General features: G+C 73.1%; 20 protein-coding genes. 11 read left to right on the forward strand and 9 right to left on the reverse strand.

Features of this window, described 5'->3' with window-relative positions; all coding sequences use genetic code 11:
• Positions 1–10: 10 nt before the first annotated feature.
• On the reverse strand, positions 11–1,690 hold the full coding sequence (locus tag BMY61_RS10885; RefSeq protein ID WP_236655791.1) for a PucR family transcriptional regulator: 1,680 nt from the start codon (positions 1,688–1,690) through the stop codon (positions 11–13).
• A gap of 198 nt (positions 1,691–1,888) precedes the next feature.
• Between BMY61_RS10885 and pruA the strand changes: the two genes are divergently transcribed.
• A complete protein-coding gene (pruA, locus tag BMY61_RS10890) occupies positions 1,889–3,517 on the forward strand; it encodes an L-glutamate gamma-semialdehyde dehydrogenase (protein WP_042441923.1) in 1,629 nt (542 codons plus the stop codon).
• A 144-nt stretch (positions 3,518–3,661) separates the two neighbouring features.
• Complete coding sequence (locus BMY61_RS10895; RefSeq protein WP_042441485.1) at positions 3,662–4,591, forward strand: proline dehydrogenase family protein; 930 nt, start codon at positions 3,662–3,664, stop codon at positions 4,589–4,591.
• 109 nt (positions 4,592–4,700) lie between these two features.
• Here the strand turns inward: BMY61_RS10895 and BMY61_RS10900 are convergent, their stop codons facing one another.
• The 3 genes from BMY61_RS10900 to BMY61_RS10910 form a co-directional block, all read right to left on the reverse strand.
• Positions 4,701–5,222: a hypothetical protein gene (locus BMY61_RS10900; RefSeq protein WP_042441483.1), complete on the reverse strand. Its 522-nt coding sequence runs from the start codon at positions 5,220–5,222 to the stop codon at positions 4,701–4,703.
• Positions 5,223–5,427: 205 nt separating this feature from the next.
• Positions 5,428–5,721 carry an antibiotic biosynthesis monooxygenase family protein gene (locus tag BMY61_RS10905; RefSeq protein WP_143094265.1) on the reverse strand — a complete coding sequence of 98 codons (294 nt, stop codon included), beginning with the start codon at positions 5,719–5,721 and terminating at the stop codon, positions 5,428–5,430.
• A gap of 77 nt (positions 5,722–5,798) precedes the next feature.
• Complete coding sequence (locus BMY61_RS10910) at positions 5,799–6,188, reverse strand: hypothetical protein (RefSeq protein WP_042441481.1); 390 nt, start codon at positions 6,186–6,188, stop codon at positions 5,799–5,801.
• 74 nt (positions 6,189–6,262) lie between these two features.
• Here BMY61_RS10910 and BMY61_RS10915 point away from each other — a divergent pair, with 74 nt between their 5' ends.
• From BMY61_RS10915 to BMY61_RS10925, 3 genes are all read left to right on the forward strand, one after another.
• The gene (locus BMY61_RS10915; protein WP_042441479.1) at positions 6,263–6,814 is read left to right on the forward strand and encodes a YciI family protein; all 552 of its coding nucleotides are present in this window, start codon (positions 6,263–6,265) and stop codon (positions 6,812–6,814) included.
• 486 nt (positions 6,815–7,300) lie between these two features.
• On the forward strand, positions 7,301–7,435 hold the full coding sequence (locus BMY61_RS48340; protein WP_269083948.1) for a hypothetical protein: 135 nt from the start codon (positions 7,301–7,303) through the stop codon (positions 7,433–7,435).
• Between the two features lie 147 nt (positions 7,436–7,582).
• Entirely contained in the window at positions 7,583–8,488 is a 906-nt protein-coding gene (locus tag BMY61_RS10925) for a hypothetical protein (RefSeq protein WP_052438212.1), read from the forward strand.
• A gap of 22 nt (positions 8,489–8,510) precedes the next feature.
• On the opposite strand, the gene BMY61_RS10930 is transcribed toward BMY61_RS10925, so the two are convergent.
• Positions 8,511–8,777 carry a helix-turn-helix domain-containing protein gene (locus BMY61_RS10930; RefSeq protein ID WP_042441475.1) on the reverse strand — a complete coding sequence of 89 codons (267 nt, stop codon included), beginning with the start codon at positions 8,775–8,777 and terminating at the stop codon, positions 8,511–8,513.
• A gap of 122 nt (positions 8,778–8,899) precedes the next feature.
• Between BMY61_RS10930 and map the strand changes: the two genes are divergently transcribed.
• Positions 8,900–9,667: a type I methionyl aminopeptidase gene (gene map, locus BMY61_RS10935; RefSeq protein WP_042441473.1), complete on the forward strand. Its 768-nt coding sequence runs from the start codon at positions 8,900–8,902 to the stop codon at positions 9,665–9,667.
• Between the two features lie 107 nt (positions 9,668–9,774).
• Here the strand turns inward: map and BMY61_RS10940 are convergent, their stop codons facing one another.
• From BMY61_RS10940 to BMY61_RS10950, 3 genes are all read right to left on the reverse strand, one after another.
• Positions 9,775–11,358 carry a beta-N-acetylhexosaminidase gene (locus BMY61_RS10940; protein ID WP_042441471.1) on the reverse strand — a complete coding sequence of 528 codons (1,584 nt, stop codon included), beginning with the start codon at positions 11,356–11,358 and terminating at the stop codon, positions 9,775–9,777.
• A gap of 7 nt (positions 11,359–11,365) precedes the next feature.
• A complete protein-coding gene (locus BMY61_RS10945; protein WP_042441469.1) occupies positions 11,366–14,224 on the reverse strand; it encodes a glycosyl hydrolase 2 galactose-binding domain-containing protein in 2,859 nt (952 codons plus the stop codon).
• Between the two features lie 222 nt (positions 14,225–14,446).
• Positions 14,447–14,647: a hypothetical protein gene (locus tag BMY61_RS10950; protein ID WP_042441467.1), complete on the reverse strand. Its 201-nt coding sequence runs from the start codon at positions 14,645–14,647 to the stop codon at positions 14,447–14,449.
• A gap of 119 nt (positions 14,648–14,766) precedes the next feature.
• Here BMY61_RS10950 and BMY61_RS10955 point away from each other — a divergent pair, with 119 nt between their 5' ends.
• On the forward strand, positions 14,767–15,108 hold the full coding sequence (locus BMY61_RS10955) for a hypothetical protein (protein ID WP_143094266.1): 342 nt from the start codon (positions 14,767–14,769) through the stop codon (positions 15,106–15,108).
• A gap of 38 nt (positions 15,109–15,146) precedes the next feature.
• On the opposite strand, the gene BMY61_RS10960 is transcribed toward BMY61_RS10955, so the two are convergent.
• The gene (locus tag BMY61_RS10960) at positions 15,147–15,839 is read right to left on the reverse strand and encodes a hypothetical protein (RefSeq protein ID WP_236655790.1); all 693 of its coding nucleotides are present in this window, start codon (positions 15,837–15,839) and stop codon (positions 15,147–15,149) included.
• A 130-nt stretch (positions 15,840–15,969) separates the two neighbouring features.
• On the opposite strand from BMY61_RS10960, the gene BMY61_RS10965 reads away from it, so the two are divergent.
• From BMY61_RS10965 to BMY61_RS10980, 4 genes are all read left to right on the forward strand, one after another.
• Positions 15,970–17,460: an aldehyde dehydrogenase family protein gene (locus BMY61_RS10965; RefSeq protein WP_042441463.1), complete on the forward strand. Its 1,491-nt coding sequence runs from the start codon at positions 15,970–15,972 to the stop codon at positions 17,458–17,460.
• Positions 17,461–17,639: 179 nt separating this feature from the next.
• The gene (locus BMY61_RS10970) at positions 17,640–19,064 is read left to right on the forward strand and encodes an MFS transporter (RefSeq protein ID WP_042441461.1); all 1,425 of its coding nucleotides are present in this window, start codon (positions 17,640–17,642) and stop codon (positions 19,062–19,064) included.
• A 10-nt stretch (positions 19,065–19,074) separates the two neighbouring features.
• On the forward strand, positions 19,075–21,618 hold the full coding sequence (pepN, locus tag BMY61_RS10975) for an aminopeptidase N (protein WP_075003856.1): 2,544 nt from the start codon (positions 19,075–19,077) through the stop codon (positions 21,616–21,618).
• Positions 21,615–22,700: an amidohydrolase family protein gene (locus BMY61_RS10980; RefSeq protein ID WP_042441453.1), complete on the forward strand. Its 1,086-nt coding sequence runs from the start codon at positions 21,615–21,617 to the stop codon at positions 22,698–22,700. Before pepN ends, BMY61_RS10980 begins: the two co-directional genes overlap by 4 nt.
• The last annotated feature ends 118 nt before the right edge of the window (positions 22,701–22,818 follow it).

Here is a 22,818-nt window from a genome sequence, read left to right on the forward strand (position 1 = left end):
GGCTCCGAGGTCACGCTCCCGGCGGCAGGCGCAGCTGGAGCATGGCCAGGACGCGTTCCTCCGGGCGGGAGAGGTCCAGGGAGGTGAGCTGCTCCGCCCGGCGAACGCGGTAGCGGAGGGTGTTGGGGTGGATGTGCAGGGCCGCCGCCGCCTCGCGGACGTCGCCGAAGGCGTCGAGCCAGGCGAGGACGGAGGGGGCCAGTTGGCCGCCGTGCTCCGCGTCGTGGGCGAGCAGGGCGGTCAGCCGCGGGTCGCGGACGCTGGGGGCGGCGGCGAGCAGGTCCAGGGTCTCGGCCAGCAGGACCTGTGCGCGCACCTGGGCGAGGTCCGCGACCTGCGCGTCGACGTGGCCGGCGACCATCGCGTCGAGGATCCGGTCCGCCTCGCGGCGTGACGCGGCCGTACCGGACAGCGTGGGCGCGACCTCGCCGAGCGCGCCGTGCACGGCGACGGAGGGCAGGCCGCTCGGGGAGAGGTGGCGGGTGGCGGCCTCGGCGAGTTCCCGGGCCCAGCCGAGGAGGGTCGCGGGCGCGACGCCGCGCGGGAGCTCGGGCAGCAGCACGTAGACGCGCTCGTCCACGGCCGCGGTCAGCGCGCTGCGGTGGCGGGCGGCCGCGTGGACGGCCATCAGGCTCAGCGTCTCCTCGCGGTGCAGCTCGTCCGAGCCCGGCCCCGAGCCCGGCAGGGCGAAGCCCAGCACCGCCGCCGGGCGCTTCGGGTCCAGGCCGAGGTGGCCGGCCAGCGACTGCGCGCCGGTGGTGCCCTCCAGCACGCCGGAGAGCAGGTTCTGGGTCAGTCGCAGCTCCGAGCTGACCGAGCGGCGCCGCCGCATCAGCTGCAGCGCGGCGACCCGCGCCGCGCCCAGCAGCGCCTGGTCCGCGCGTTCGGTCAGCGGCGTCGCGCCCTCCTGGACCCAGATCGTGCCCAGCTGCCGCTCCCCGGAGCGGATCGCGACGACCAGGCGGCGCCGCAGGCCCAGCTCCGGGTGCTCGTCGATGGCGACGACCGTGTCGCCCGCGCGCAGCTGCTGGAAGACGCCCCACTCGCGCAGCTTGGACAGGTACGGCTCGGGTCCCTGCCAGCCGAGGATGGTGAGCCGGCGCAGGTCGTCGATCTCGTCGGAGTCGGCGGAGCGGGAGTAGGCGAGGATGCGGTTGGCGGTGTCCTCGATGCTGACGATGCCGCCGGTCAGCACGGCGGTGGTCTGCGCGAGGGCGAACAGGTCGCCCTCCTCCGCGCCCGCCTCGGCGGCCAGGGCCGGGCGCCCGCTGCCGAGCGCGGCGCGGGCCAGCGCGTCCAGGTGCTCCCAGCGGACCTCGCGGCGCACCGACAGCAGCGCGATCCCGGCCTGCTCGGCGAAGTCGCGCAGGGTGTCGCGCTGGGCGGGGGAGTCGATCCGGACCGCGACCGCCGCCGCGCCCGCCGCCGCCGCGGCCCGCAGGGCCGGGATCGCGGCGCGTCCGCGCACGCCGATGGCCAGCACCAGCTCGCCCGGCCGCGCGGCCGGGGGGTCCTCGGGGTCCAACAGCCCGACGTCGACGGCCTCCACGTCCAACCCGGCCGGCGCGCACTGGAGCTCGACGACGGGCTCGCCCAGCGACATCAGCAGCTGCCGCAAGGAGATCCCGGCAGCGCCGGGCCCCGGCAGGGGGACGCCCGCGTCGATGTTGTCCGACCCGACATGCTTCATGTCCAGATGCTATGCGATCGGACAAAGAGGAGGGCCGACTCCTGGGCCTAGCGTGAGCACCGGCGCGAGAACCGCGTCGTCCCGATCCGCTTGCGGAGCGTCCACCGCTTGCACCACGACTGCGTGCGGTGGCGATCCGGGGGACAGATCCTGAGGACAACTCGAGAACCCCACGACTCGACGAGGAGCACGCGCGTGTTGGACGCTGTGACCCAGATTCCGACGCCGGTCAACGAGCCGGTGCACAGTTACGCCCCGGGTTCGCCCGAGCGTGTCCGCCTGGAGGCGGAGCTGAAGCGGCTGGGCTCGCAGCCCCCGGTCGAGCTGACCATGACCATCGGTGGCGTGAAGCGCCTCGGTGGCGGCGAGCCGATCGACGTGGTCCAGCCGCACCGTCACGCGGCCGTGCTCGGCACCATGCGCAACGCCACCGCGGACGACGCCCGCGACGCCGTCGACGCGGCGCTCGCCGCCGCTCCGGCCTGGCGCGCGCTGCCCTTCGACGAGCGCGCCGCCGTCTTCCTGCGCGCCGCCGACCTGCTCGCCGGCCCCTGGCGCGAGACCCTGGCCGCCGCGACCATGCTCGGCCAGTCCAAGACCGCGCAGCAGGCCGAGATCGACACGCCCTGCGAGCTGGTCGACTTCTGGCGCTTCAACGTCCACTTCGCCCGCCAGATCCTGGCCGAGCAGCCGATCTCCTCGCCCGGCGTGTGGAACCGCACCGACCACCGCCCGCTCGAGGGCTTCGTCTACGCGATCACGCCGTTCAACTTCACCGCGATCGCCGGCAACCTGCCGACCGCCCCGGCCCTGATGGGCAACACGGTCGTCTGGAAGCCGTCCCCCACGCAGCAGTTCGCCGCGCACCTGCTGATGCAGCTGCTGGAGGAGGCGGGTCTGCCCGCCGGTGTCATCAACATGGTGACCGGCGACGGCCTGGCCGTCTCCGACGTCGTGCTGCCCCACCGCGAGCTGGCCGGCATCCACTTCACCGGCTCCACCCCGACCTTCCAGCACCTGTGGAAGACGGTCGGCGAGAACATCGCCTCGTACCGCAGCTACCCGCGCCTGGTCGGCGAGACCGGCGGCAAGGACTTCCTGATCGCCCACCCGTCGGCCGACCCGGCCGCGCTCACCACGGCGATGGTCCGCGGCGCGTTCGAGTTCCAGGGCCAGAAGTGCTCGGCGCTGTCCCGCGCCTACGTCCCGGCCTCGCTCTGGGCGCAGATCAAGGACGACGTCAAGGCCACGACCGAGTCCCTGACCATGGGTGACGTCTCGGACCTGTCCAACTTCATGAGCGCCGTCATCGACGCCCGCGCCTTCGCGAAGAACAAGGCCGCGCTCGAGCGCGCCGCCGCCGACCCGCAGGTCGAGATCCTCGCGGGTGGCACCTGCGACGACAGCGTCGGCTACTTCGTCCGCCCGACCGTCCTGGTCGGCGCCGACCCGGCCGCGGAGTACTTCCGCGACGAGTACTTCGGCCCGATCCTCGCCGTCCACGTCTACGAGGACGCGGAGTGGGACGCGACGCTCGCGCAGCTGGAGTCCGTCTCCTCCTACGGCCTGACCGGCGCCGTCTTCGCGACCGACCGCGCGGCGGTCGCGCACGCCGCCTCCGTGCTGCGTTTCGCGGCGGGCAACTTCTACGTCAACGACAAGCCGACCGGCGCCGTCGTCGGCCAGCAGCCCTTCGGCGGCGGGCGCGCCTCCGGCACCAACGACAAGGCCGGCGCCGCGCAGAACCTGCTGCGCTGGACCTCGTCCCGCTCCATCAAGGAGACGTTCGTCCCGCCGACGGACCACCGCTACCCGCACATGGGCTGACGCCCCCGTCGTTTCGTCCGCGTCATCCCTCCCGCGTCGTCCTGACGCCCCCTGAACCGCCGCGCCCCCTCAACTCCCCCCGTGGAGGGGGCGCGGCACCCGGGCCACCCACCCTCGTACTTCTCCTGCCCTGGAGTTCTTGACATGCTCCGTTCCACCCTGCTCGCGGCGTCCCGCTCCCCGCGCTCCCGCAAGCTGATCGAGCAGCTCCCCCCGACCCGCGCCATCGTCAACCGCTTCGTCGCGGGCGAGACCCTGGCGGACGGCGTCACGGTCACCGAGCAGCTGGTCGGCACCGGCCGCCGGATCACCCTCGACCACCTCGGCGAGGACACCGCCGACGCGTCCCAGGCCGCGGCGACGGCCGAGGCCTACGAGAAGCTGCTCGCCGCGCTGGCCGAGGCCGGCCTCGCGGACCGCGCCGAGGTTTCCGTCAAGCTGTCGGCGGTGGGCCAGTTCCTGCCCCAGGACGGCGAGAAGGTCGCCCTGGAGAACGCCCGCCGCATCTGCGAGGCGGCTGCCGCCGTCGGCACCACGGTGACCCTCGACATGGAGGACCACACCACCACCGACTCCACCCTGGGCATCGCCCGCGACCTGCGCGCGGACTACCCCTGGCTCGGCGTCGTCCTGCAGGCCTACCTCCACCGCACCGAGGCCGACTGCCGCGAGTTCAGCGGTCCGGGCAGCCGCGTCCGTCTCTGCAAGGGCGCCTACCAGGAGCCGGCCTCGGTCGCGTTCCAGAAGAAGTCCGAGGTCGACCTCTCCTACGTTCGCTGCCTCAAGATCCTGATGGCGGGCCAGGGCTACCCGATGATCGCCTCCCACGACCCGCGCCTGATCCGGATCGCCGGCGAGCTCGCGGCGGCCAACGGCCGTGAGGCGGACTCCTTCGAGTACCAGATGCTGTTCGGCATCCGCCCGGAGGAGCAGGAGCGCCTCATCGCCGAGGGCAACACCATGCGTGTCTACCTGCCCTACGGCAACGAGTGGTACGGCTACTTCATGCGCCGCCTGGCGGAGCGCCCGGCCAACCTCACGTTCTTCCTGCGCGCGCTCGCGACGAAGAGCTGAGCCGCACCCCTCCTCGTACGCCTGCGGCGGAGCCCTCCTGGGCTCCGCCGCAGGCGCGTTGAGAAGGGCTGCAGCATCCGGCGGCCGGATCCGGAGTCGAGCCTCCCCGTCAGCAGCTGCTGGGAGAGGCCGCCACCGGGTCGCTGCCGTTGGCGTAGGCGTGAACCGAGCCTCCTGCGGCGTAGCGACACGAAGCGCCGTCATCGCCGGTGACCAGGGCGTATGCGAACCACTCGTCCGGGTTGGCGTTGTGGATGTTGGTTCCGCCGGAGTAGACGTTCTGGTTGTCGATCGCGTTCAGGTCGGAAGCCTGGTCGGTGACCTCCGGGTAGTTCCCCCACGAGACCGCCTGGACGTCAACGCTCGCGTACGGGTGGGCGTTGCGGTACCCCGTCGACCACTGCCAGTGGGCCATGACCGTTCCGTTGCACGTGTTGTACTCCTGCTCGACCTGGCCGGCATACGAGCCTTCGAGCGTGTAGTTGCCGGGGCTGCCGATGTTGATCCAGCCGCAGGCGGGTTGCCTGGTGGCCGCGTTCGCATCGGCTGCGGTCGCGGTCAGGCCGGCCATGGCGATTGTGGTGGCCGCGAGGGCGGTGGCGACGCGTCGGGCCTTGGGGAGCTTGAGCATGGGGTGCCGTCTCCTGTTCGACGATCGGCCTCGACCCCTGCGGGGAGACCGGCGACGGCCGTCCGTGCGGCCGCGCGTACGACAGTCTTCGGCACCACCAGCTCACCTTCCAGCGCCCCGGTCGGACCCGGTTGAATCCGGTTGCCCGGCCACGCGCGCCGCCGTCGTCGAACGGGGAGCGGCGTGCGGGCCGAGGGGCGAGAGGTCACTGAAGGTCCTCGGGCTGCGGGGTGATCCACTCGTCGACGACCTCGAAGACCGCGAAGTCGGCGTCGGCGTGGAGACCGTGGAGGAGCCCGTGTGCCGGGCGCTCACGCATGGCGTTCAGGAAGGAACGGTCCTGCCAGAGCGTCTGGATGCGCCAGCGGCCGTCCGGGCCGCGCAGGAGTTCGGTCTGGAGGAGGCCGTCGGGCAGTGGCTGGGCGATCAGGCGGTGGTAGGCGGCGATCAGGTCGGCCTCGCGTCCGGCCGGGACGCGCACGTTTGCCTCTGCCAGCACCCACTCGATCATCATCAGCCCCTCGTGAGGCCCCGGGACCAGCGTAGGCCCGGATCGCCACCGCAACGACCGGTGAGTCAGCGGCGGCGGAAGCGCAGCGACAGGGCGGCGGCGATCACGACGCCGACGGCGAGCGTGAGCCCCATGGCCGGGCGGTGGGCCGACGGGGCGACGATGACGCTGCGGACGCCGAGGAGGGCCGCGAACCACAGGGCGGCCAGCGCCCGGCGGTGTCGGGTGCGGGCCGGCTCGGGAGTGCCGGGCGCGGCGACCTCGGTCCACGGGTGCCAGACGAGGACGCCGACGGCGTAGAGGACGACCAGGACGATCGAGATCACGCGCGGGAGCGGTTCCCGCTGGGAGTAGGTCTCCTCGACGCCGGAGCCGAGCAGGAGCGCGAGGACACCGAGGAAGATCCAGGCGCCGGCCGGTCCCCGGCGCGGCGGCGCAGGGCTGGGTGGGGTCACGGCCCCCGAAGGTAGAGCGCCCAGCCGTCGGTCGGAAGGGGTCGCGCGGTACGGCTGCGCGAGAGACTGCGGGGATGGAGTTCTTCTGCTACCACCGCGACCGGCGGGGATCACTCGCCCTGCGCGGCGAACTGCTCGAAGCGCACTGGTCCTACATGGACGGGTACGCCAAGGAGATCATCGCCCGTGGGCCGACGCTGGAGGCGCACGGCGGTGCGCCGACCGGCAGTGTGCACGTCGTCGACCTTCCGAGTGTCGCCGCAGCGCGTGCGTTCGCGTTCGACGAGCCCGGCTACCAGGCCGGTGTGTACCGGGATGTGATGCTGCGTCGGTGGCGGAACCTGCTGGGCCGCACCATGTGGGAGTTCTCGGGCGGCCGGGAGGGCGACCGACGGTTCCTGGTGCTCGGCCTCGGGCCGACGGCGGGCACGGAGCTCGCGTTGCCGCAGGTCGGGCGGGAGGAGCTGATCGCGTTCGGGCCGCTGCTGTCCGACGACGGCGACACCTGGCTCGGCACCGCCGTGCTGGTCAGGGCCGTCGACTCCGACGCGGCCCGCGCGATTCTGGATACCGGTGACTACGCCGAAGTCGAGCTCCACGACTGGCAGTTCGGCGGACGTGCCTGAGCGGTGACCGGCCCGGCGCTGGTCGGTGACGGCCGCTATGATCCGCAGCCACGACTCATCGGAGGGGGAGAGACATGCGATCACAGCGCAAGCGGGTGCTCGGCGTGCTTGCGGCGGCGGGGATGCTTCTCGGACTCGGAGCCACGCCGGCCGGGGCCGCGCCGACGTACATCGGCAAGCAGCACCACATCTACAGCAAGTTGTACGGGGTCCCGACGTCGGAGCGGACCGGGAGCACCTTCTACGCGAACGCCTGGTACATGCAGGACAGCTCCGAGGTCCTGGGCGCGCTCGGGTACCGGCTGTCGCTGTGGAGCCCGAGCGCGGGCACCGATCGCGGGTTCAGTGTGAGCTGGCTGAACCCGCAGACGCACAAGTGGCAGACGTCGAGCCGGACCGACTTCGAGGGCTCGATCCTGTGGATCAGCCTGCCGCTCGGCCTGCCGATGGCGCCGCACCGCTGGTACAAGATCGAGTTGAATCACCGTGGGGAAGGCCGCCCATGTCGGCACCTGGCACGTGAACGAGGGCGTGGTCGGCTACACCGGGCCCAACGGGACGCAGGCACCGGACATGGACGTGGTCAGCGGCCCCGACCGGCTGCTGCGCGTGCACCACTGAGGCTGTCCCGCGGTCGACACCCCGGCGCCCGCTCACCCGTCCGCGTGAGCGGGCGCCGGTTTTCGTCGTGAGGGACCTCCCGTCTGCGCCACCATGGACCCGTACACGGATCCGGGCCCGAGTCGGGGCCGCTGACGGGAGGACACCATGCCCAACCCGCCCGACTGGCGGCGCTTCGTCGACCACGTCGCGTCGATCCCCGAGCGTGTCTACGAGCACTGGGTGGCGGGCGTCGGCTGGGACAACGTCACGCAGTTCGGTGCGGAGTACGGGTGGAACGGCGTGCCGTGGTGCGCGATCTTCGAGTGGTGCATGTTCCACGACGTGGGGATGGACGCGATCGTGCCGAAGACCGCTGCCGTCGCCGAGTTGATGTCGTGGGCGCAGGCCCACGGGCAGTGGTCCGAGTACCCGTCCGTCGGCGCGCTGACGATCTTCGGTGCGGACGTGCACACCGAGATCGTCATGGGGTTCGACGCGGACAGCGTCTACACCAAGGGCGGCAACTCGATCCAGGCCGGGGCGACGGACAACGGTCAGGGCAACGGCGTCTGGTCGCACCAGCACGCGCGACGCGACCCGTATGTCACCGGGTACCTCGCGCCGCGCTTCCCCGACGGGGTCTGCCCGCCGACGGCGGACCCGGCCGACCCGCGCGGTGGTGCCGCGGTCGCGTCGTGGCGGTGGACGGCGCCGGTGGCGGCGCCCGCGTTCGTGGAGGAGACGGTGCTCGCGTACCTGCCGCCGATCCCCGCCGGCGCGGACACCGACGTCCCGGTCGAGCCCGCCGGGACGGAGACCGCCCCCGCGGGTGGGGCGCGCAACGGTCCGATGTGGCTGTGCGTCAGTGCGCAGGGTGCGGACGGCAACGTCGCCGTGTCGATGCGGAGGTCGGGGGGCGCGGGCGGTTGGGGTGCGCCGGTCGAGCATCCGGTCGGCGTCGCGTCGGGCAAGCTCGTGCTCACGCTGCCGACGGACGGTTCGGTCGACGTGGTGCGGCTGCATCCGACGGTGCCGCTCCAGGGTTACGTCACCGGGCGCCAGCCGGTCTGAGCCGAGTGGGGCCGGACGGGCCTCAGCCCGCCAGGCGTTCCTCCGCCGCGCCGAGCCAGATCTGCGCGGCGGTCCCTACGGGCAGCTGCAGTGCCTCGCAGAGGCCGACGACGGTGCCGAACCCCGGGCTGGGCATGCGCCCGGCCTCGATCTTGCGCAGGGTCTCGGGCGAGATGCCCGCGGCCCGCGCGATCACTTCGGGGTCCCGTCCGGCGCGGGCCTCGCGCAGCAGGGCGCCCAGGCGGCGGCCTGCCTCGATCTGCTCGGGCGTGAGGGGGATGCGGACCATGGCCTCATCGTAGTCGCTCGCCGGTATTAAAGTACCCCGGTATTAAAGTACCCGAGCCGTGCTACGCTCCGACTCGGGCTCGGTATTTAAATACCGACCCCCGGGACCGACGAGGAGGCGCAGTGATCGAGTACAAGACGGACCAGGCGATCGACAGGATGGCGGTCACCGGCCGCTTCGTCGCCGAGACGCTCGCCGAGCTCGCCGACCTGGTCCGGCCCGGGGTCAACCTGCTCGACCTGGAGCGCCTGGCCCGTCGGCGCGTCGAGGAGCGCGGCGCGGTCTCGTGCTTCTGGGACTACGCGCCCTCCTTCGGCCGCGGGCCGTTCCGCAACGTCATCTGCCTGTCGGTCAACGACGCCGTGCTGCACGGCCTTCCGCACGACTACGTCGTGCGTGACGGGGACGTGGTGAGCCTGGACTTCGCCGTCTCCGTCGACGGCTGGGTGGCCGACTCCGCGGTGACGGTCGTCGCGGGGACCGCCCGCGAGGAGGACGCGCGGCTGGTGGCGTCCACCCGGGCCGCGTTGGAGGCCGGCATCGCCGCGGCCGTGCCGGGAGCGCGCCTCGGAGACGTGTCCGCGGCGATCGGCGCCGTCGCCGCCGCGCACGGGTACCCGGTCAACCTCGACTTCGGCGGCCACGGCCTCGGCCGCACCATGCACGAGGACCCGCACGTCCCGAACGCCGGCCGCCCGGGGCGCGGCCTGCGCCTGCGCCCCGGGATGACGCTCGCGCTCGAACCGTGGTGGTCCGCGAGCACCGACGAGCTGGTCGTCGACCCGGACGGCTGGACCCTGCGCTTCGCCGACGGCTCGCGCGGCGCCCACGCCGAGCACACCGTCGCGATCACCGAGGACGGCCCCCGCGTGCTGACCCGCCTCGACTGACCCGCCTCGACCGACCCGCCTCGTCCGGCGTGCCTCGACCGGCGCGGGGTCGGTGACCGACCGGAGTGAAGGGCGGCCGAGGCGGGCCGGTTCAGGAGCTCAGGCGCTCAGGAACCGGCAGGCCAGCTGACCTGCGTCGAGTGGTAGTAGTTCACCCCCATCGCCTTCCAGCGCGGGCCCTGCGCCCCGAGCCGTGCGGTGAACGCCGTCTGGTCGTGCGTCGACCAGGGGGACCAGCCCAGCTCCGCGAGGGCCGGCAGGCGCGGGAACGCCATGTAGTCGATGTCGGCGGAGGTGACGATCGTCTCCGTCCACAGCGGGCCCTCCACGCCGGCGACCTGCGAGCCGCTGACGCCGGTGAGGTAGTTGCCCGGGTCCCAGCCGTAGGCGGTGTCGACGTCGACCAGGCCCGCCCAGGTCTGGCCGAGCCTGGTCTTTCGGGTGTACTTCATGTCCAGGTAGGCGTGGTTGGCCGGGGACATCACCACCTCGGTGCCGTTCGCCGCCGCCGCGGCGAGGTTGGGCGCGCTGGTGGTGGTGCCCCAGAACTGCGCCTGAGCGCCCGCGGGCGGGGTGCCCGCGTTGGTGATGTCGTGCCAGCCCATCACCGACTTGCCGTGGGCGGTGACGATCGCCTCGGCCTTGCCGATGAACGTCGCGTAGTCCGAGGCCGAGGTGGAACTGGCCTCGTCGCCGCCGATGTGGAGGTAGGGGCCGGGGGTGAGCGCGGCGAGCTCACCGAGGACCTGGTCGACGAAGGTGTAGGTGAGCGGCAGCGACACGCACAGCGAGCTGAAGCCCACGTTGGTGCCGGTGTAGAGGGCGGGGGCGACGCCGTTGCAGTTCAGTGAGGCGTAGGAGGCCAGCGCCGCGTTGGTGTGACCCGGCATGTCGATCTCCGGGACGACCGTCATGTAGCGGGAGGCGGCGTAGGCGACGACCGCGGAGTAGTCGGCCTGGGTCCAGTAGCCGCCCGTACCGCCGCCGACCTCCGTGCTGCCGCCGTAGGTGGCCAGGTCGGGCCAGCTGTTGACGGCGATGCGCCAGCCCTGGTCGTCGCTCAGGTGCAGGTGCAGGTAGTTGACCTTGTAGAGCGCCAACTCGTCGATGTAGCGCTCCACCTGCGCGGGTGTGAAGAAGTGGCGGGCGATGTCGAGCATCGCGCCCCGGTAGCCGAAGCGCGGGTGGTCGAGGATCGTGCCGCCGGGCAGCGTCCACGGGCCGGGCTGGACCGTCGGGCTCATCACCGAGCCGGGCAGCAGCTGCAGCAGCGTCTGCACGCCGTGGAACAGCCCGGCGGCCTGCTGCGCCTGGATCAGCACGCCGCCGCTCGTGCTGACGGTGAGCTGGTAGCCCTCGGCGCCGACGGACGCCGGGGCGCCGGAGAGGGAGAGGGCGATCGTGCCCGGGCTCGCCGCCCCCACCGTCAGCGGGAGCGCGTATCCGGTGGAGGCGCGCAGGATCCCCGCCAGGTAGCCGCCGGTGTTCGCGTCGTCGGAGGTGATGGTGGCGGTGGCGGGCAGGGTGAAGGTGGTGCCGTCGGCGGTCTCGCTGACCGGGGCCGGGACGACGACGTTCGGGAAGGTGCTCGCCGCGACGGCCGGGCCCGCGCCGGCACCGAGGCCGGCGCAGACCAGACCGAGGGCGGTCAGCACCACGACGAGCAGCCGTCGCGCACTGAGTCGCTTCATGCGCTGATCACCCCGCGACCGTGTCGGTCTTGGCGACGTTCCAGCCGGAGAGGCTGACGACCGGCGTTGCGCCCTGCAGATCGGCGGAGCTGTAGCTCGCGGTGAGCGTCTCCGACTCGCCGGGCCAGAGGGTGACGTCGTTGTCGCTCCAGATGGACGACTGCAGCTCGTTGTCGCCCGCCAGCTCGGTGCCGCTCGCCGTGCCGCGGCGCAGGTCGGCGCGGAGGAAGAAGCCGACGGCGGGGGTGGTGGAGGTGTTGGTGACGGTGACCGTGACCAGCTTGTCCGAGCCGTTCGGCCCTGCCTGGTTGCTGGTTGCGGCGGTGACGGAGACCGTCGCGGGGGCCAGACTCCGCAGCGCGCTCAGGTTGGCGTAGGAGCTCATGGATGCCTGCGGCTGACCGATGGTCTTGGTCCAGTTGACGGCGTCGGTCGTGGTGTTGTTCCAGTAGACGTTGCGGTCCACCAGCACTCCGTTCTGACGCAGCAGCAGTTCGACGAAGTACACCGTGCCCGCGGCCGTCGGGATCTTCGGCGTGAGCACCTTGTTCTGCACCTGCTGCGAGGCGAGCGAGAGCGTGCCGCTGGTCTGGTCGTCCAGCACGCTCCCGGCGGTGTTGTAGACCTTCGCCTCGACGGTCAGCCCACTCTGCGCCGCGCCGCCGAGGTTGTCCACGGTCACGGTGTTGTTGTCCAGGGCGTAGAGCGCGTGCAGCGGCCGGTTGGCCTTCTGCGCTCCGAAGAAGGCGCCGGCCTGGTCGCCGTCGTTGTTCCACAGCGACCAGAGCATCGTCGGCCAGCCCTTGTTCAGCTGCCAGTAGATCGTGCCGGTGGAGGGCTGGGCGGCGTTCGTGGAGTGGTCGACGAAGGCCTCGAACTGGGCGCGGGTGTCCTCGTAGTTCTGGACCTGCGCCTCCTCGACGTACTGGGCGAGACTGGTCGGCGCGCCGTAGCGGTCGGTGACGGCGGTGTCGAGGTTGTCGTTGGTCCCGAAGTGGTAGCCGGTGTGCCGGGTTCCCTCGTAGTTGTCGTGGTACTGGTTGGCGCTCGGGCTCTGCCACAGCGCCGTCTGGTCGGCGGCGGACAGGAAGCGGTTGATCGAGTCGAGGGTGGGGATGGTGTTGCCCGCGCTCTGCTCGCTGTCGTAGCCCCAACTGCCGCCCGCGTTGGTGAGGGTGGCGTCACCGCTGGGGTAGTGCGTGGTGTCGTACCAGTAGTTCGGCGGGACCCAGTCGTACGGGCCCTCCTTCTCGCCGGAGGCGCCGAGCTGCGGACTGGAGTTGTACTCGGCCGAGGAGATGAACGGGCCGGTGTAGTCGGCGGCGGCGAAGCCGTTCAGCGCGAGCGTCTCCTGCGTCGCGGTCGGCGCGTTGTCGCTCCACTGGAAGCTGAAGACGGAGGGGTGGTTGCGCAGGATCTGGCCCAGCGACTGGGCCGTCAGCTGGTAGTCGGCCTGCTGGGCGGTGGTGTAGCTGGTGTTCTCCCAGAAGTCGCAGCACTGGTAGCCGGCGTTGACGAGGATGCCGGCGGCGTCCATCTGCTGGTACCAGTCGGCGGGCATCAGGTGGCCCTCCAAGCGGATGGTGTTCACGCCCATCGCCTTGAACAGCCCGATCTGCTTCGCGGTGTCGGCCGGGTCGTAGCGCAGGAACAGATCCGGATCCCAACCGCCGCCGCGGACCACCAGCGGCACGTTGTTGATTTTGAACGCCCGCACCCCGCTCGGGGCCATGGTCGAGGCGCCGGTGAGGTAGGAGGTGACGGTGCGGATGCCGAAGGTCTCGCTCGTCGAGTTGAGCGTCGTCCCGCTCTGGGCGACGGACGTCGCCAGCGTGTAGAGCGGCTGCGCGCCGAGCTGGTAGGGCCACCAGATCTGCGGCGACGCGAGGGTGAGGGAGGGGAACGCGGTGGGGGTGAAGCTCACCGTCTGCGTGCTGCCGGCCGGGACCGTGACGTTCTGGCTGACGGTGACCGGGGTGCCACCGGTGCCGGGCGGCGTGACCGTCGCACTCACCGTGCCGGTCTGCGCGGCGGTGGTGGTGTTGGTGACGGCGGCCTTCACGGTGAGGGCGGAGCTGGAGAGATCGGCGGCGGTGCTCTGGTCGACGTGTGCGTCGCCGATCACCAGCGCCCCGGCGGTCTGGAGCTGGACCGGGAACTGGATGCCGGTGTTGTTGTCCGGGGGGATCTGGGTCCAGTCCACGTCGTCGAGGGTGAGCATGGTGGTCGGGTTGTTCGGATAGACCTCGATGGCCACGGAGTTGGTGCCGGAGCGCAGCAGGCTCGTCACGTCGAACACGTTGCGGGCGTAGTCGCCGCTCACGGTCGCCGAGGTGGCGACCTCGGTGCCGTCCACCCAGACGTCGGCCTGCCCGACGACGCCGTTGAGGATCAGCTTGGCGTCCTGCCCGGCGGGCGGCGCGGTGAAGTCGGTGCGGTACCACCAGGGCGTGGAGAACTGCGCGATGCTCTCCGCGCCGACCTTGGTCATCTGGCCGAAGCAGGTCTTCATGGTGGTGGAGACGAAGACGTTGGGGCAGCCGCCGTTCTGCAGCAGCGCGTTGATCTCGGTGCCCGGCGCGCCGCCGCCGTCGTTGCCGACGGACAGCCAGTTGGTGGTGCTGAAGCCGGGGGTGGAGATCGCCGCACCGCCCTGGGTGGCGGTGGCGGAGGTGAGCACCCGCCACCCGCCGGTGGCGCCGAGGTTGCTGACGGCGGTGGAACCGGTGGCGGGGTCGGCGAACGCGACAGGCGCGGCCGAGGGGGTGGGGGAGTGGGTGGTGTGGTCGGGGACGGTGAGGGAGACGGCGGCGAGACAGGCCGCGGCGACGAGGACTCCGGTGCGGGGGAGACGGGTTAAGGCCATGGTGCACTGCTCCTCTCTTGTTAAGTTAAATAACTTAATTTGAACGCCGCGAGAGGACAAGAGAGAGGAGCGCAGCAGAGTGGTTCCGCGGTCGCACGGTGGCCCGTGACTGCGATCGCCGCCGCCGTGCAGGAGTTGCTGGAGGTTCAAGGCGCTTGCGCAGCCCGGGAGTTGATCGACCCTCGTCGGTACCGCCCGGCGGCAGCTGCGCCGGGCCTGGGATCAGGCGGCGGCGGCTATCTCCCGGACGCGCTCCTGGCTCTCGGCCTGTCGGGCGGAGTGGTACTCGTCCAGGAGCAGCGCGTAGCGCTCGCGCTCGGTGGGCGTGAGCGCGCGACCGCGGGCGCCCGAGACCAGGGCGCGGATGCGGGAGTTGGCCAGCTCTGCGGGCGAGAGCGGCGTGATGACGTGCGCGTTCAGCATGGGAGAAATCTATCGGTCGGCACTGACAATGCGCTCGCGAGTTTGCGGCGGCCATGTTTGCCGAGGCTCCGAGCCGGGGAGGAGGACCGATTCGGCTGACGGCAGAGGGGGGCGGAGGCGTGACCGAAAGCGTGAGCGGGGGCGGGAGCGAGGAGCGTCGTGAGGAGGCGTCGGTGCGGCTCAGGGCCGAGCCGGGCCGGTACGTGGACGCCGTGCTGCGTGCGGACGGCGCCCTCGTCCTCAAGGGGCAACTGCTGCGACCGGGGCTGCCCGAGTACGAGTACGTCGTGACGCTGCCCGCCGAGCAGGTGCCGGCCCTGCTGGACTCGCTCGGGGTGGCGGCCGTGGGCGGCCTGCTGCCGGCCCTGCTGGACCGCAGTGAGGAGATCACGCCGCGGACCCACGCCTGGTTGCGTGAGCTCGGGCTGCGGCCCGAGCTCTGGGTGCACCTCGAGGACTGACGGGGCCGGCCCGCCGTGCCGCAGGCCGGCGGAGGCGATCACCCGCCCCGGTCGGGGCGTTGGCGTTCCTTCAGCTGGCGGCGGCACTCCGCCGCGAGGTGGGGATAGGTCGCGCCGATCGCCTCGTAGACGCGGCGGCGCAGCGCCTGCTCCGCCTCGACGCGGCCGGCGGCGCCGTGGAGGCCGTCGAGGACCGCGTCGTACTCGGTGAGCGCGTGGCGCAGGTAGTTGACCTGCCACCGGCGCAGCGCGCCGGGCTCGGCGGCGTCGGCGCGGGCCGGGGCCGCGTGGTGGTCCTCGCGGCGGCAGGCGCGTTGGGCGTCGCGCTGGTTGCGGTGGGCGACGGCACGACGGGTCAGGCACTCGGGCGTCAGCCGGGGCACCTGGATGCGCACGCCCTCGACCTCGGCGAGGATCTGGCGGCGCCGACGTTCGGAGGCGAGGCGGGAGCAGCCGGCCCGGCGGGACGCCGCGGTGGCGAGCGCGGCGAAGGCGTCCGTCGCCTCGGCGGCCTCGACCCGGGCGACGGCGTAGAGCCGGGACGGCGCCGCGCCGCGGAAGTGCGGGTTGCGGACCGTCAGGTCGGGCGGGCCGAGCAGTTTGGCGACCATGCTGGGCGTCCAGCCGCGGTGCCGGAGCCCGGCCAGGGAGAGGTGTCGCGCCCGGGGCGCGCTGGGTGTGCTCGGCGTGCCGGCCGTGTTCGGGTCGTTGGGGAGCTGATGGGCGTTCATGGCGACCCCCGCGGGAGGTGGGCTGGTCAGGGCCTGTGTGATCCGGTCTAGCGGGGACCACTGACAGCGCTCGCAGTAACCGGTAGAGTCATGTGACATTGCACGGCGACGGACGGCAGGAGGCACGACGGTGGGCGCTGAGTCGGTGTGGAGCGTGGACCCGCGATCGGGTGAGCGGCGCGGGGACCGGCCGGTGGCGGTGGTCTCCGGAGCGGGCGCGGTGGACGCGACGGTCCGGGCGGCCCACGCGGCGCTGCCGGCGCTCGCGGATCGCGCGCGCCGGTCCGCGCTGCTGCGCGCCGCCGCCGAGCGCCTTCACGCCGCAGGTCCGGAGCTGATCGCCGCCGCCGACGCGGAGACCGCCCTCGGCGGCGCCCGGCTCACCGGCGAGCTCGCCCGGACCGTCTTCCAGCTGCGCTACTTCGCCGAGCTGGTCGACGCCGCCGCCGAGGCGGGCGGCTTCCTCGACATCCGGCGCGACGGCGCCGACCCCGCACTGACCCCGCCCCGCCCCGACCTGTACCGGGTCAAGGTGCCGCTGGGCGTCGTCGGCGTCTTCGCGGCCAGCAACTTCCCCTTCGCGTTCAGCGTGCCCGGCGGCGACACGGCCACTGCCCTGGCCGCCGGCTGCCCCGTGGTCGTCAAGGCGCACCCGGACCACCCCGAGACCTCCGAGCTGGCGGCGGCGGCCCTGCGCGCCGCGGCCGTGGAGGTCGGGCTGCCGGAGGGGACCATCGGCCTGGTCCACGGCTTCGAGGCGGGCCCCGAGCTGGTGCGGCACCCGCTCGTGGCCGGTGTCGGCTTCACCGGCTCACCGCGCGGCGGTCGCGCCCTCTTCGACCTGGCGGCGGCCCGGCCGCGGCCGATCCCGTTCCACGGCGAGCTCGGCAGCGTCAACCCCGTCCTGGTCACCGCGGCCGCGCTGGCCGAGCCGACCGCCGCGGAGGAGCTGGCCCGCGGCCTGGTGGGCTCGTTCACCCTGGGCATGGGTCAGTTCTGCACCAAGCCCGGCCTGGTGCTGCTGCCCGCCGGGGCCGCGGGGGACGCGTTCGAGAAGGCCGTCGCCGACGCCACCGCGCAGGCTCCGGCCGGTGTCCTGCTCGACCCGCGGATGCGCGAGGCCTTCCTCGACGGCTTCGCCGCCCGCGCCGGGCTCGCCGACGTGCAGACCCTCGCCCCGGCCGGCCCCGCGCCGACCGAGGGAGCCCCGCTCGCCGTCCGCTCCGGCGTGCTGAGCGTTCCGGCGGCGAGCGCGCTGCGCGGGTCGCACGAGTCCCTGCTGGAGGAGTGCTTCGGCCCGTCCACGGTCCTGGTCCGCTGTGCGGACGCCGCCGAGGCGGACGCCGTCCTCTCCCGCCTCGACGGCTGCCTGACGGCCACCCTGCAGACCCCCGCCACCGACCCGGACGCCCCGGCCCACCTCGCCGCCCTGGCCCGCTTCGCCGGCCGCGTCCTGTTCGGCGGCTGGCCCACCGGCGTCGCCGTCGCCGACGCCATGCACCACGGCGGCCCGTACCCGGCCTCCACCTCGACCTCCACCTCCGTAGGCGGCACCGCCGTCGAGCGCTGGCTCCGCCCGGTCACCTTCCAGACCGTCCCGGACGCGCTGCTCCCGCGCTGATCGCGCGGCGGAAAGCAGGGGCCCGATCAGCGAGGGCCCGATCAGCAGGGGCGCTCTGTCAGTGGCGGCTGGCAGGATGCCCCGCCGTGGCAGAGCTGAACGATCATCGTGAGACGTCCGCCGAACGCCGGAGCGGAGCCGGCGTCAGGTCGCAAGGAGGCCCGGCCGGGGCCGCTGACGTGCCGGAACCCCGGACGGCCCGGTCGGCGCCGAAGGACCCGACGCGACCGCACGGCCCGGCCCGGTCGGCGGCCGGGGCGCCGGACCCAGGCGCCCGTACCGGGGACGACGGGCCACCCCTGCGGCGGACCCCGGACTACCTGCTGCTCTGGTGGGGCCAGAGCAGCAGCGCCGTCGGGGACGCGGTCAGTTCGATCGCGCTGCCGCTGCTGGCCATCGAGACGCTGCACGTCGGCGCCCTGCAGAACGGTGCGTTGCGGGCTGCGGAGCAGGTGGCGGCGCTCTTCGCGGCGCCGTTGGGGGTGGTGGTCGACCGGCTGCGACGTCGGCGGTTGATGATCGGGGCGGATCTGGCCCGACTGCTGTTGACCGCGCTGGTCGCCGGGGCGGCGCTGACCGGTTGGCTCTCCTTCCCGCTGGTGATCGGCGCCGCGCTGTTGATGGGGCTGCTCGACTCGCTCTTCGGCGTCGCCTACCAGAGCCACCTGCCCGACCTGTTGGAGGAGCGCCACCGGGTGTCCGGGACGGCCCAGTTGGGGACCGGCCGGTTCGGTGCGCTGACGGCGGGCTTCGCGCTCGGAGGCGTGCTGGTGGCCGCCGTCGGCGCGGCCCGCGCGCTGCTGGTCGACGCCGGATCGTTCCTGGTCAGCGCCCTCACCCTGCTGGCCGTGCGCCGTCCGGACCCGCATCACACCGCATCGTACGAGCACGGCACGCAGGCACGGGGCGCGGGCTTCGCCGAGGGGATCCGGCATCTGCGCGCGAACCGGAGCCTGGCCACGCTCGCCCTCGCCATGACGGGGATCTCCTTCGCGCTCTCCCTCTCCATCGCCGTGGAGATGCTGTTCCTGGTGCAGGGCCTGCACGCCTCCGCGTTCGCCGTCGGCGTGGTCTACGGCGTCCCGGTGGCGGCGGGCGTGCCGGGCAGCTGGCTGTCCGTGCGGCTGATGCGCCGCTACGGCCCGCAGCGCGTGATGACGGGGACCCTGCTGCTGTACGCGCCGGTGCTCGCGGTGCCCCCGCTGGTGCCGGGCGGCGTCGCGGGGCTTGCCCTGATCGGCGTGGCGTGGGCGGTGTTCATCCTGCTGGCGAGCGCCTACAACGCGGCCAACAACGTGCTGCGGCAGGAGCTCACCCCGCCCGACGTCCGCGGCCGGGTCAACGCGCTGATCCGGTCGATGGGCGCCGCGGCCAAGCTGGTGGCCGTGCTCGCGGGTGGTGTGCTGGGCACCGTGGTCGGACTGCGCGGCACGATGCTCGTGGCGGCGGTTGCGGTGCTGGTGCCGACCGCGGTGCTGGTGGGCGCGCGCGGTTTCCGCGCCCGCGGCGGGAGCGGCGCCCTCGCGGGGAGCGGCGGCCTCGCCGGGAGTGGTGTCGCGACGACGCGGCCGCCCGCGCCTTCCATCCGCCCCGGCCGGGAATAGCATGATCCCCATGCCAGCCCTCACTCGCACCGAAGCGGAGGGGCGTCGACGACTGCTCGACGTCCGCTGCGTGTCCGTGGACCTCGATCTGACCGTCGGAGCCGAGGTGTTCCGCTCGGTCACGGTGATCTCGTTCGGGTGCCGGACGCCCGGGGCGGAGACCTTCGTCGACATCAAGCCCGCCGAGCTGCGGCGGGTGGTGCTGAACGGGCGGGAGCTGGACCCGGGCGCGCTGGCCGAGGGCCGGTTCCCGCTGGAGGGCCTGGCCGCCGACAACCAGCTGGTGGTCGAGGCGGACATGGCCTACTCGCGCACCGGCGAGGGCATGCACCGCTACGTGGACCCGGCCGACGGCGAGGTCTACGTCTACACCCAGGCGTTCCTCGACGAGGGCCCGCGGATCTTCGCGGCCTTCGACCAGCCGGACCTGAAGGCGCCCTACGAGGTCGCCGTCACCGCGCCCGCCGAGTGGACCGTGGTCGCCAACGCGGACGCCGCGGGCGAGCGGGAGCCGGTCGCCGACCGCGTGGACGCCGCCCGGACGCGGTTCGCTCCGACGGTGCCGATCAGCAGCTACCTGGTCTGCGTGGTGGCCGGGCCGCTGCACTCGGTGCGCTCCGAACACGACGGCATCCCGCTGGGCCTGCACTGCCGCCGCTCGCTCGCGCCCTACCTGGACGCGGACGCGGAGGAGCTGCTCGCCGTCACCCGGCAGTGCTTCGACGCCTACCACGCGCTGTTCCGCCAGCGGTACCCGTTCGCCGGCTACGACCAGTGCTTCGTGCCGGAGTTCAACGTCGGCGCGATGGAGAACCCCGGCTGCGTGACGCTGCGCGACACCTTCCTCTTCCGCTCCGCCGTGCCGGACACCGAGCGCGAGCACCGCGCGATCGTCGTCGCGCACGAGATGGCGCACATGTGGTTCGGCGACCTGGTCACCATGCGCTGGTGGGACGACCTGTGGCTGAACGAGTCGTTCGCCGAGTACATGGGCTTCCGGGTGATCGCCGACGCGACGCGCTTCACCGACGCCTGGACCGGCTTCGCGGCCACCAAGGCGTGGGGGCGCGACGCCGACCAGCGACCGTCCACCCACCCGGTGGCGCCCGAGGCGGTCGCGGACACGGCCGCCGCGCTGCAGAACTTCGACGGCATCTCGTACGCCAAGGGCGCCGCCGCGCTGCGGCAGCTCGTCGCCTGGCTCGGCGACGAGGCCTTCTTCGAGGGCGTCAACCGTCATTTCGACGCCCACGCCTTCGGCAACGCCACCCTTGACGACCTGCTGCAGTCCCTCGCCGGCTCGGGCGGTCGGGACGTGCACGGCTGGGCCGAGCTGTGGCTGCGCACCACCGGCCTGGACACCCTCCGACCCGCCGGCGGGGTGCTGCGGCAGACGTCCGCCGACGGTGTCCTGCGACCGCACCGGATCACCATCGGCGGCTACGACCGGATGCCCGACGGCACCCTGATGTCGCGTCACCGCACGCCCGTGGAGCTGCAGGACGGCAAGGAGGCCGTCCTGCCGGAGCCGCGCGGCGAGTTGCTGGTGCCGGACGTCACCGACCTGGCCTTCGCCAAGATCCGCCTGGACGAGGGGTCCTGGGACGTCGTGCGGGAGTCGCTCGGCCAGGTACCGGACGAGCTGGCCCGGGTGGTTCTCTGGAACAGCGCCCGCGACCAGGTCCGCGACGGCGAACTGTCCGCCGCCGCCTACCTGGAGCTGGTCGCCGCTCACCTCCCCGGCGAGTCCTCCGTCCACCTGGTGCAGGACGTGCTGGCCTTCGCCCGGACGGTCGCCGCCGACCAGTACCTGCCGCCGGAGCACCGCCCTGACGCGCTGGCCCGCCTCGGCGAGGTGTGCCGGGCGTTGCTGCGCCGCACCGAGGGCGCCGCCGCCGCCGTCGGCCTGCGCCTGGTGGCCGTGCGCGGTCTGATCGACGCCGCGGCGACCCCCGTCGAGCAGGCCGAGCTGCGGGAGTGGCTCGCCGAGGGCGCGGTGCCCGGCGGCCCCGAGCTGGACCCGGCGCTGCGCTGGCAGCTGCTGCTGCGCCTGTGCGTGCTCGGCGCGGCCGGAGAGGCCGAGATCACCGCCGAGGCGGAGCGCGACCCGAGCGCCACCAGCTCCGAGGGCGCCGCCCGCTGCCGCGCGGCCCGCCCCGACCGTGACGCCAAACTGGCCGCCTGGGAGGCGGTGTTCACCGGCGAGCTCTCCAACTATCTGCTGGCCGCCACCATCGACGGCGTCTGGCAGCCGGAGCAGTACCAGCTGCTCGACGAACTCGGCCTGCCGGAGCGCTTCTTCGCGGACGCCGGCGCCGTCGCGGCCCGCCGCGGCGCGGCGGTGGCCCGGCTGCTGACCTCGGCGGGCGGCTTCCCCGCCTACGCCGCCACGGCGGAGGTGCTGGCCGCAGGGGAACGCGAGCTCGGGCGCGAGGAGCTGGGCGTCGCCCTGCGACGCGGCCTGACGGACCGTCTGGACGACCTGCGCCGCGCGGTGCGCGGACGCACCCTGGTCGAGCCTGCTGTGGAGCCTGGTGCGGAGGGGGAACGATGAGCACGGTGCTGCACGTCACCGGTCGGGTGCTGGTGGGCCCGGAGGACGTCCGCGACGAGCTGTGGGTGGTCGACGGCCGGATCAGCTTCACCGCCCCGGTCAGCGGCGAGGTCCGCTCGGTCCGCGGCTGGGTGCTGCCCGGCCTCACCGACGCCCACGCCCACGTCGGCCTCGACGGGCACGGCGCCGTCGACCAGGCCACCAGCGAGAAGCAGGCCCTCGCCGACCGCGACGCCGGCGTCCTGCTGCTGCGCGACGCCGGCTCCCCGGCGGACACCCGCTGGGTCGACGACCGCGAGGACCTGCCGAAGATCGTCCGTGCCGGCCGCCACATCGCGCGCACGCGCCGTTACATCCGCAACTACGCCCACGAGATCGAGCCCGATCAGCTCGTCGCCTACGTCCGCCAGGAGGCGCGGCGCGGCGACGGCTGGGTCAAGCTCGTCGGCGACTGGATCGACCGCGACCTCGGCGATCTCGGGGCCTGCTGGCCCCGTGAGGCGCTGGAGGCCGCGATGGCCGCCGCCCATGAGGAGGGCGCACGCGTCACCGCCCACGTCTTCGGCGAGGACTCGCTGCGCGACCTCGTCGAGGCGGGCATCGACTGCATCGAGCACGCGACCGGTCTGACGGAGGACCTCGTCCCGCTCTTCGCGGAGCGCGGCGTGGCGATCGTGCCGACCCTGGTCAACATCGCCGGGTTCCCCGAGCACGCCAAGGCGGGCGAGGCGAAGTTCCCCGCGTACGCGCAGCACATGCGCGCGCTCCACGCCCGCCGTTACGACACCGTCGCGGCGGCGTACGACGCGGGCATCCCCATCTACACCGGCACGGACGCGGGCGGCTCCCTCCCGCACGGGCTGATCGCCCAGGAGGTCGCCGAACTGGTCCGCGCGGGCCTGCCGCCGATCGCCGCCCTCTCGGCGACCACATGGGGCGCGCGGGCATGGCTCGGCCGCCCGGGCCTGGAGGAGGGCGCGCGGGCGGACTTCGTCGTGTACGAGGAGGACCCGCGGGCCGACGTCCGGGTCCTGGCGGCGCCTGCACAGATCGTTCTCAACGGGCGTCCGCTCTCCGCCTAGGGACGTCGCACCACCCAGGGGCGCGAGGAACTGCGCGACCAGCCACTGACGTGCGGGCGGGCCTCATTGAGCAGGGCCATTCGCACAGGGGGGGTTTCTCGCGCGGTTCCTCGCGCCC

This window comes from Streptacidiphilus jiangxiensis, assembly GCF_900109465.1.
GTDB classification, from domain to species: domain Bacteria; phylum Actinomycetota; class Actinomycetes; order Streptomycetales; family Streptomycetaceae; genus Streptacidiphilus; species Streptacidiphilus jiangxiensis.

Bases quoted from the DNA above. Each gene is read 5' to 3' on its own strand.
- BMY61_RS10885 (WP_236655791.1), bottom strand. From the start codon at position 1,690: ATGAAGCATGTCGGGTCGGACAACATCGACGCGGGCGTCCCCCTGCCG.
- BMY61_RS10895 (WP_042441485.1), top strand. From the start codon at position 3,662: ATGCTCCGTTCCACCCTGCTCGCGGCGTCCCGCTCCCCGCGCTCCCGC.
- BMY61_RS10900 (WP_042441483.1), bottom strand. From the start codon at position 5,222: ATGCTCAAGCTCCCCAAGGCCCGACGCGTCGCCACCGCCCTCGCGGCC.
- BMY61_RS10915 (WP_042441479.1), top strand. From the start codon at position 6,263: ATGGAGTTCTTCTGCTACCACCGCGACCGGCGGGGATCACTCGCCCTG.
- BMY61_RS10925 (WP_052438212.1), top strand. From the start codon at position 7,583: ATGCCCAACCCGCCCGACTGGCGGCGCTTCGTCGACCACGTCGCGTCG.
- BMY61_RS10930 (WP_042441475.1), bottom strand. From the start codon at position 8,777: ATGGTCCGCATCCCCCTCACGCCCGAGCAGATCGAGGCAGGCCGCCGC.
- BMY61_RS10940 (WP_042441471.1), bottom strand. From the start codon at position 11,358: ATGAAGCGACTCAGTGCGCGACGGCTGCTCGTCGTGGTGCTGACCGCC.
- BMY61_RS10945 (WP_042441469.1), bottom strand. From the start codon at position 14,224: ATGGCCTTAACCCGTCTCCCCCGCACCGGAGTCCTCGTCGCCGCGGCC.
- BMY61_RS10950 (WP_042441467.1), bottom strand. From the start codon at position 14,647: ATGCTGAACGCGCACGTCATCACGCCGCTCTCGCCCGCAGAGCTGGCC.
- BMY61_RS10960 (WP_236655790.1), bottom strand. From the start codon at position 15,839: ATGAACGCCCATCAGCTCCCCAACGACCCGAACACGGCCGGCACGCCG.
- pepN (WP_075003856.1), top strand. From the start codon at position 19,075: ATGCCAGCCCTCACTCGCACCGAAGCGGAGGGGCGTCGACGACTGCTC.
- BMY61_RS10980 (WP_042441453.1), top strand. From the start codon at position 21,615: ATGAGCACGGTGCTGCACGTCACCGGTCGGGTGCTGGTGGGCCCGGAG.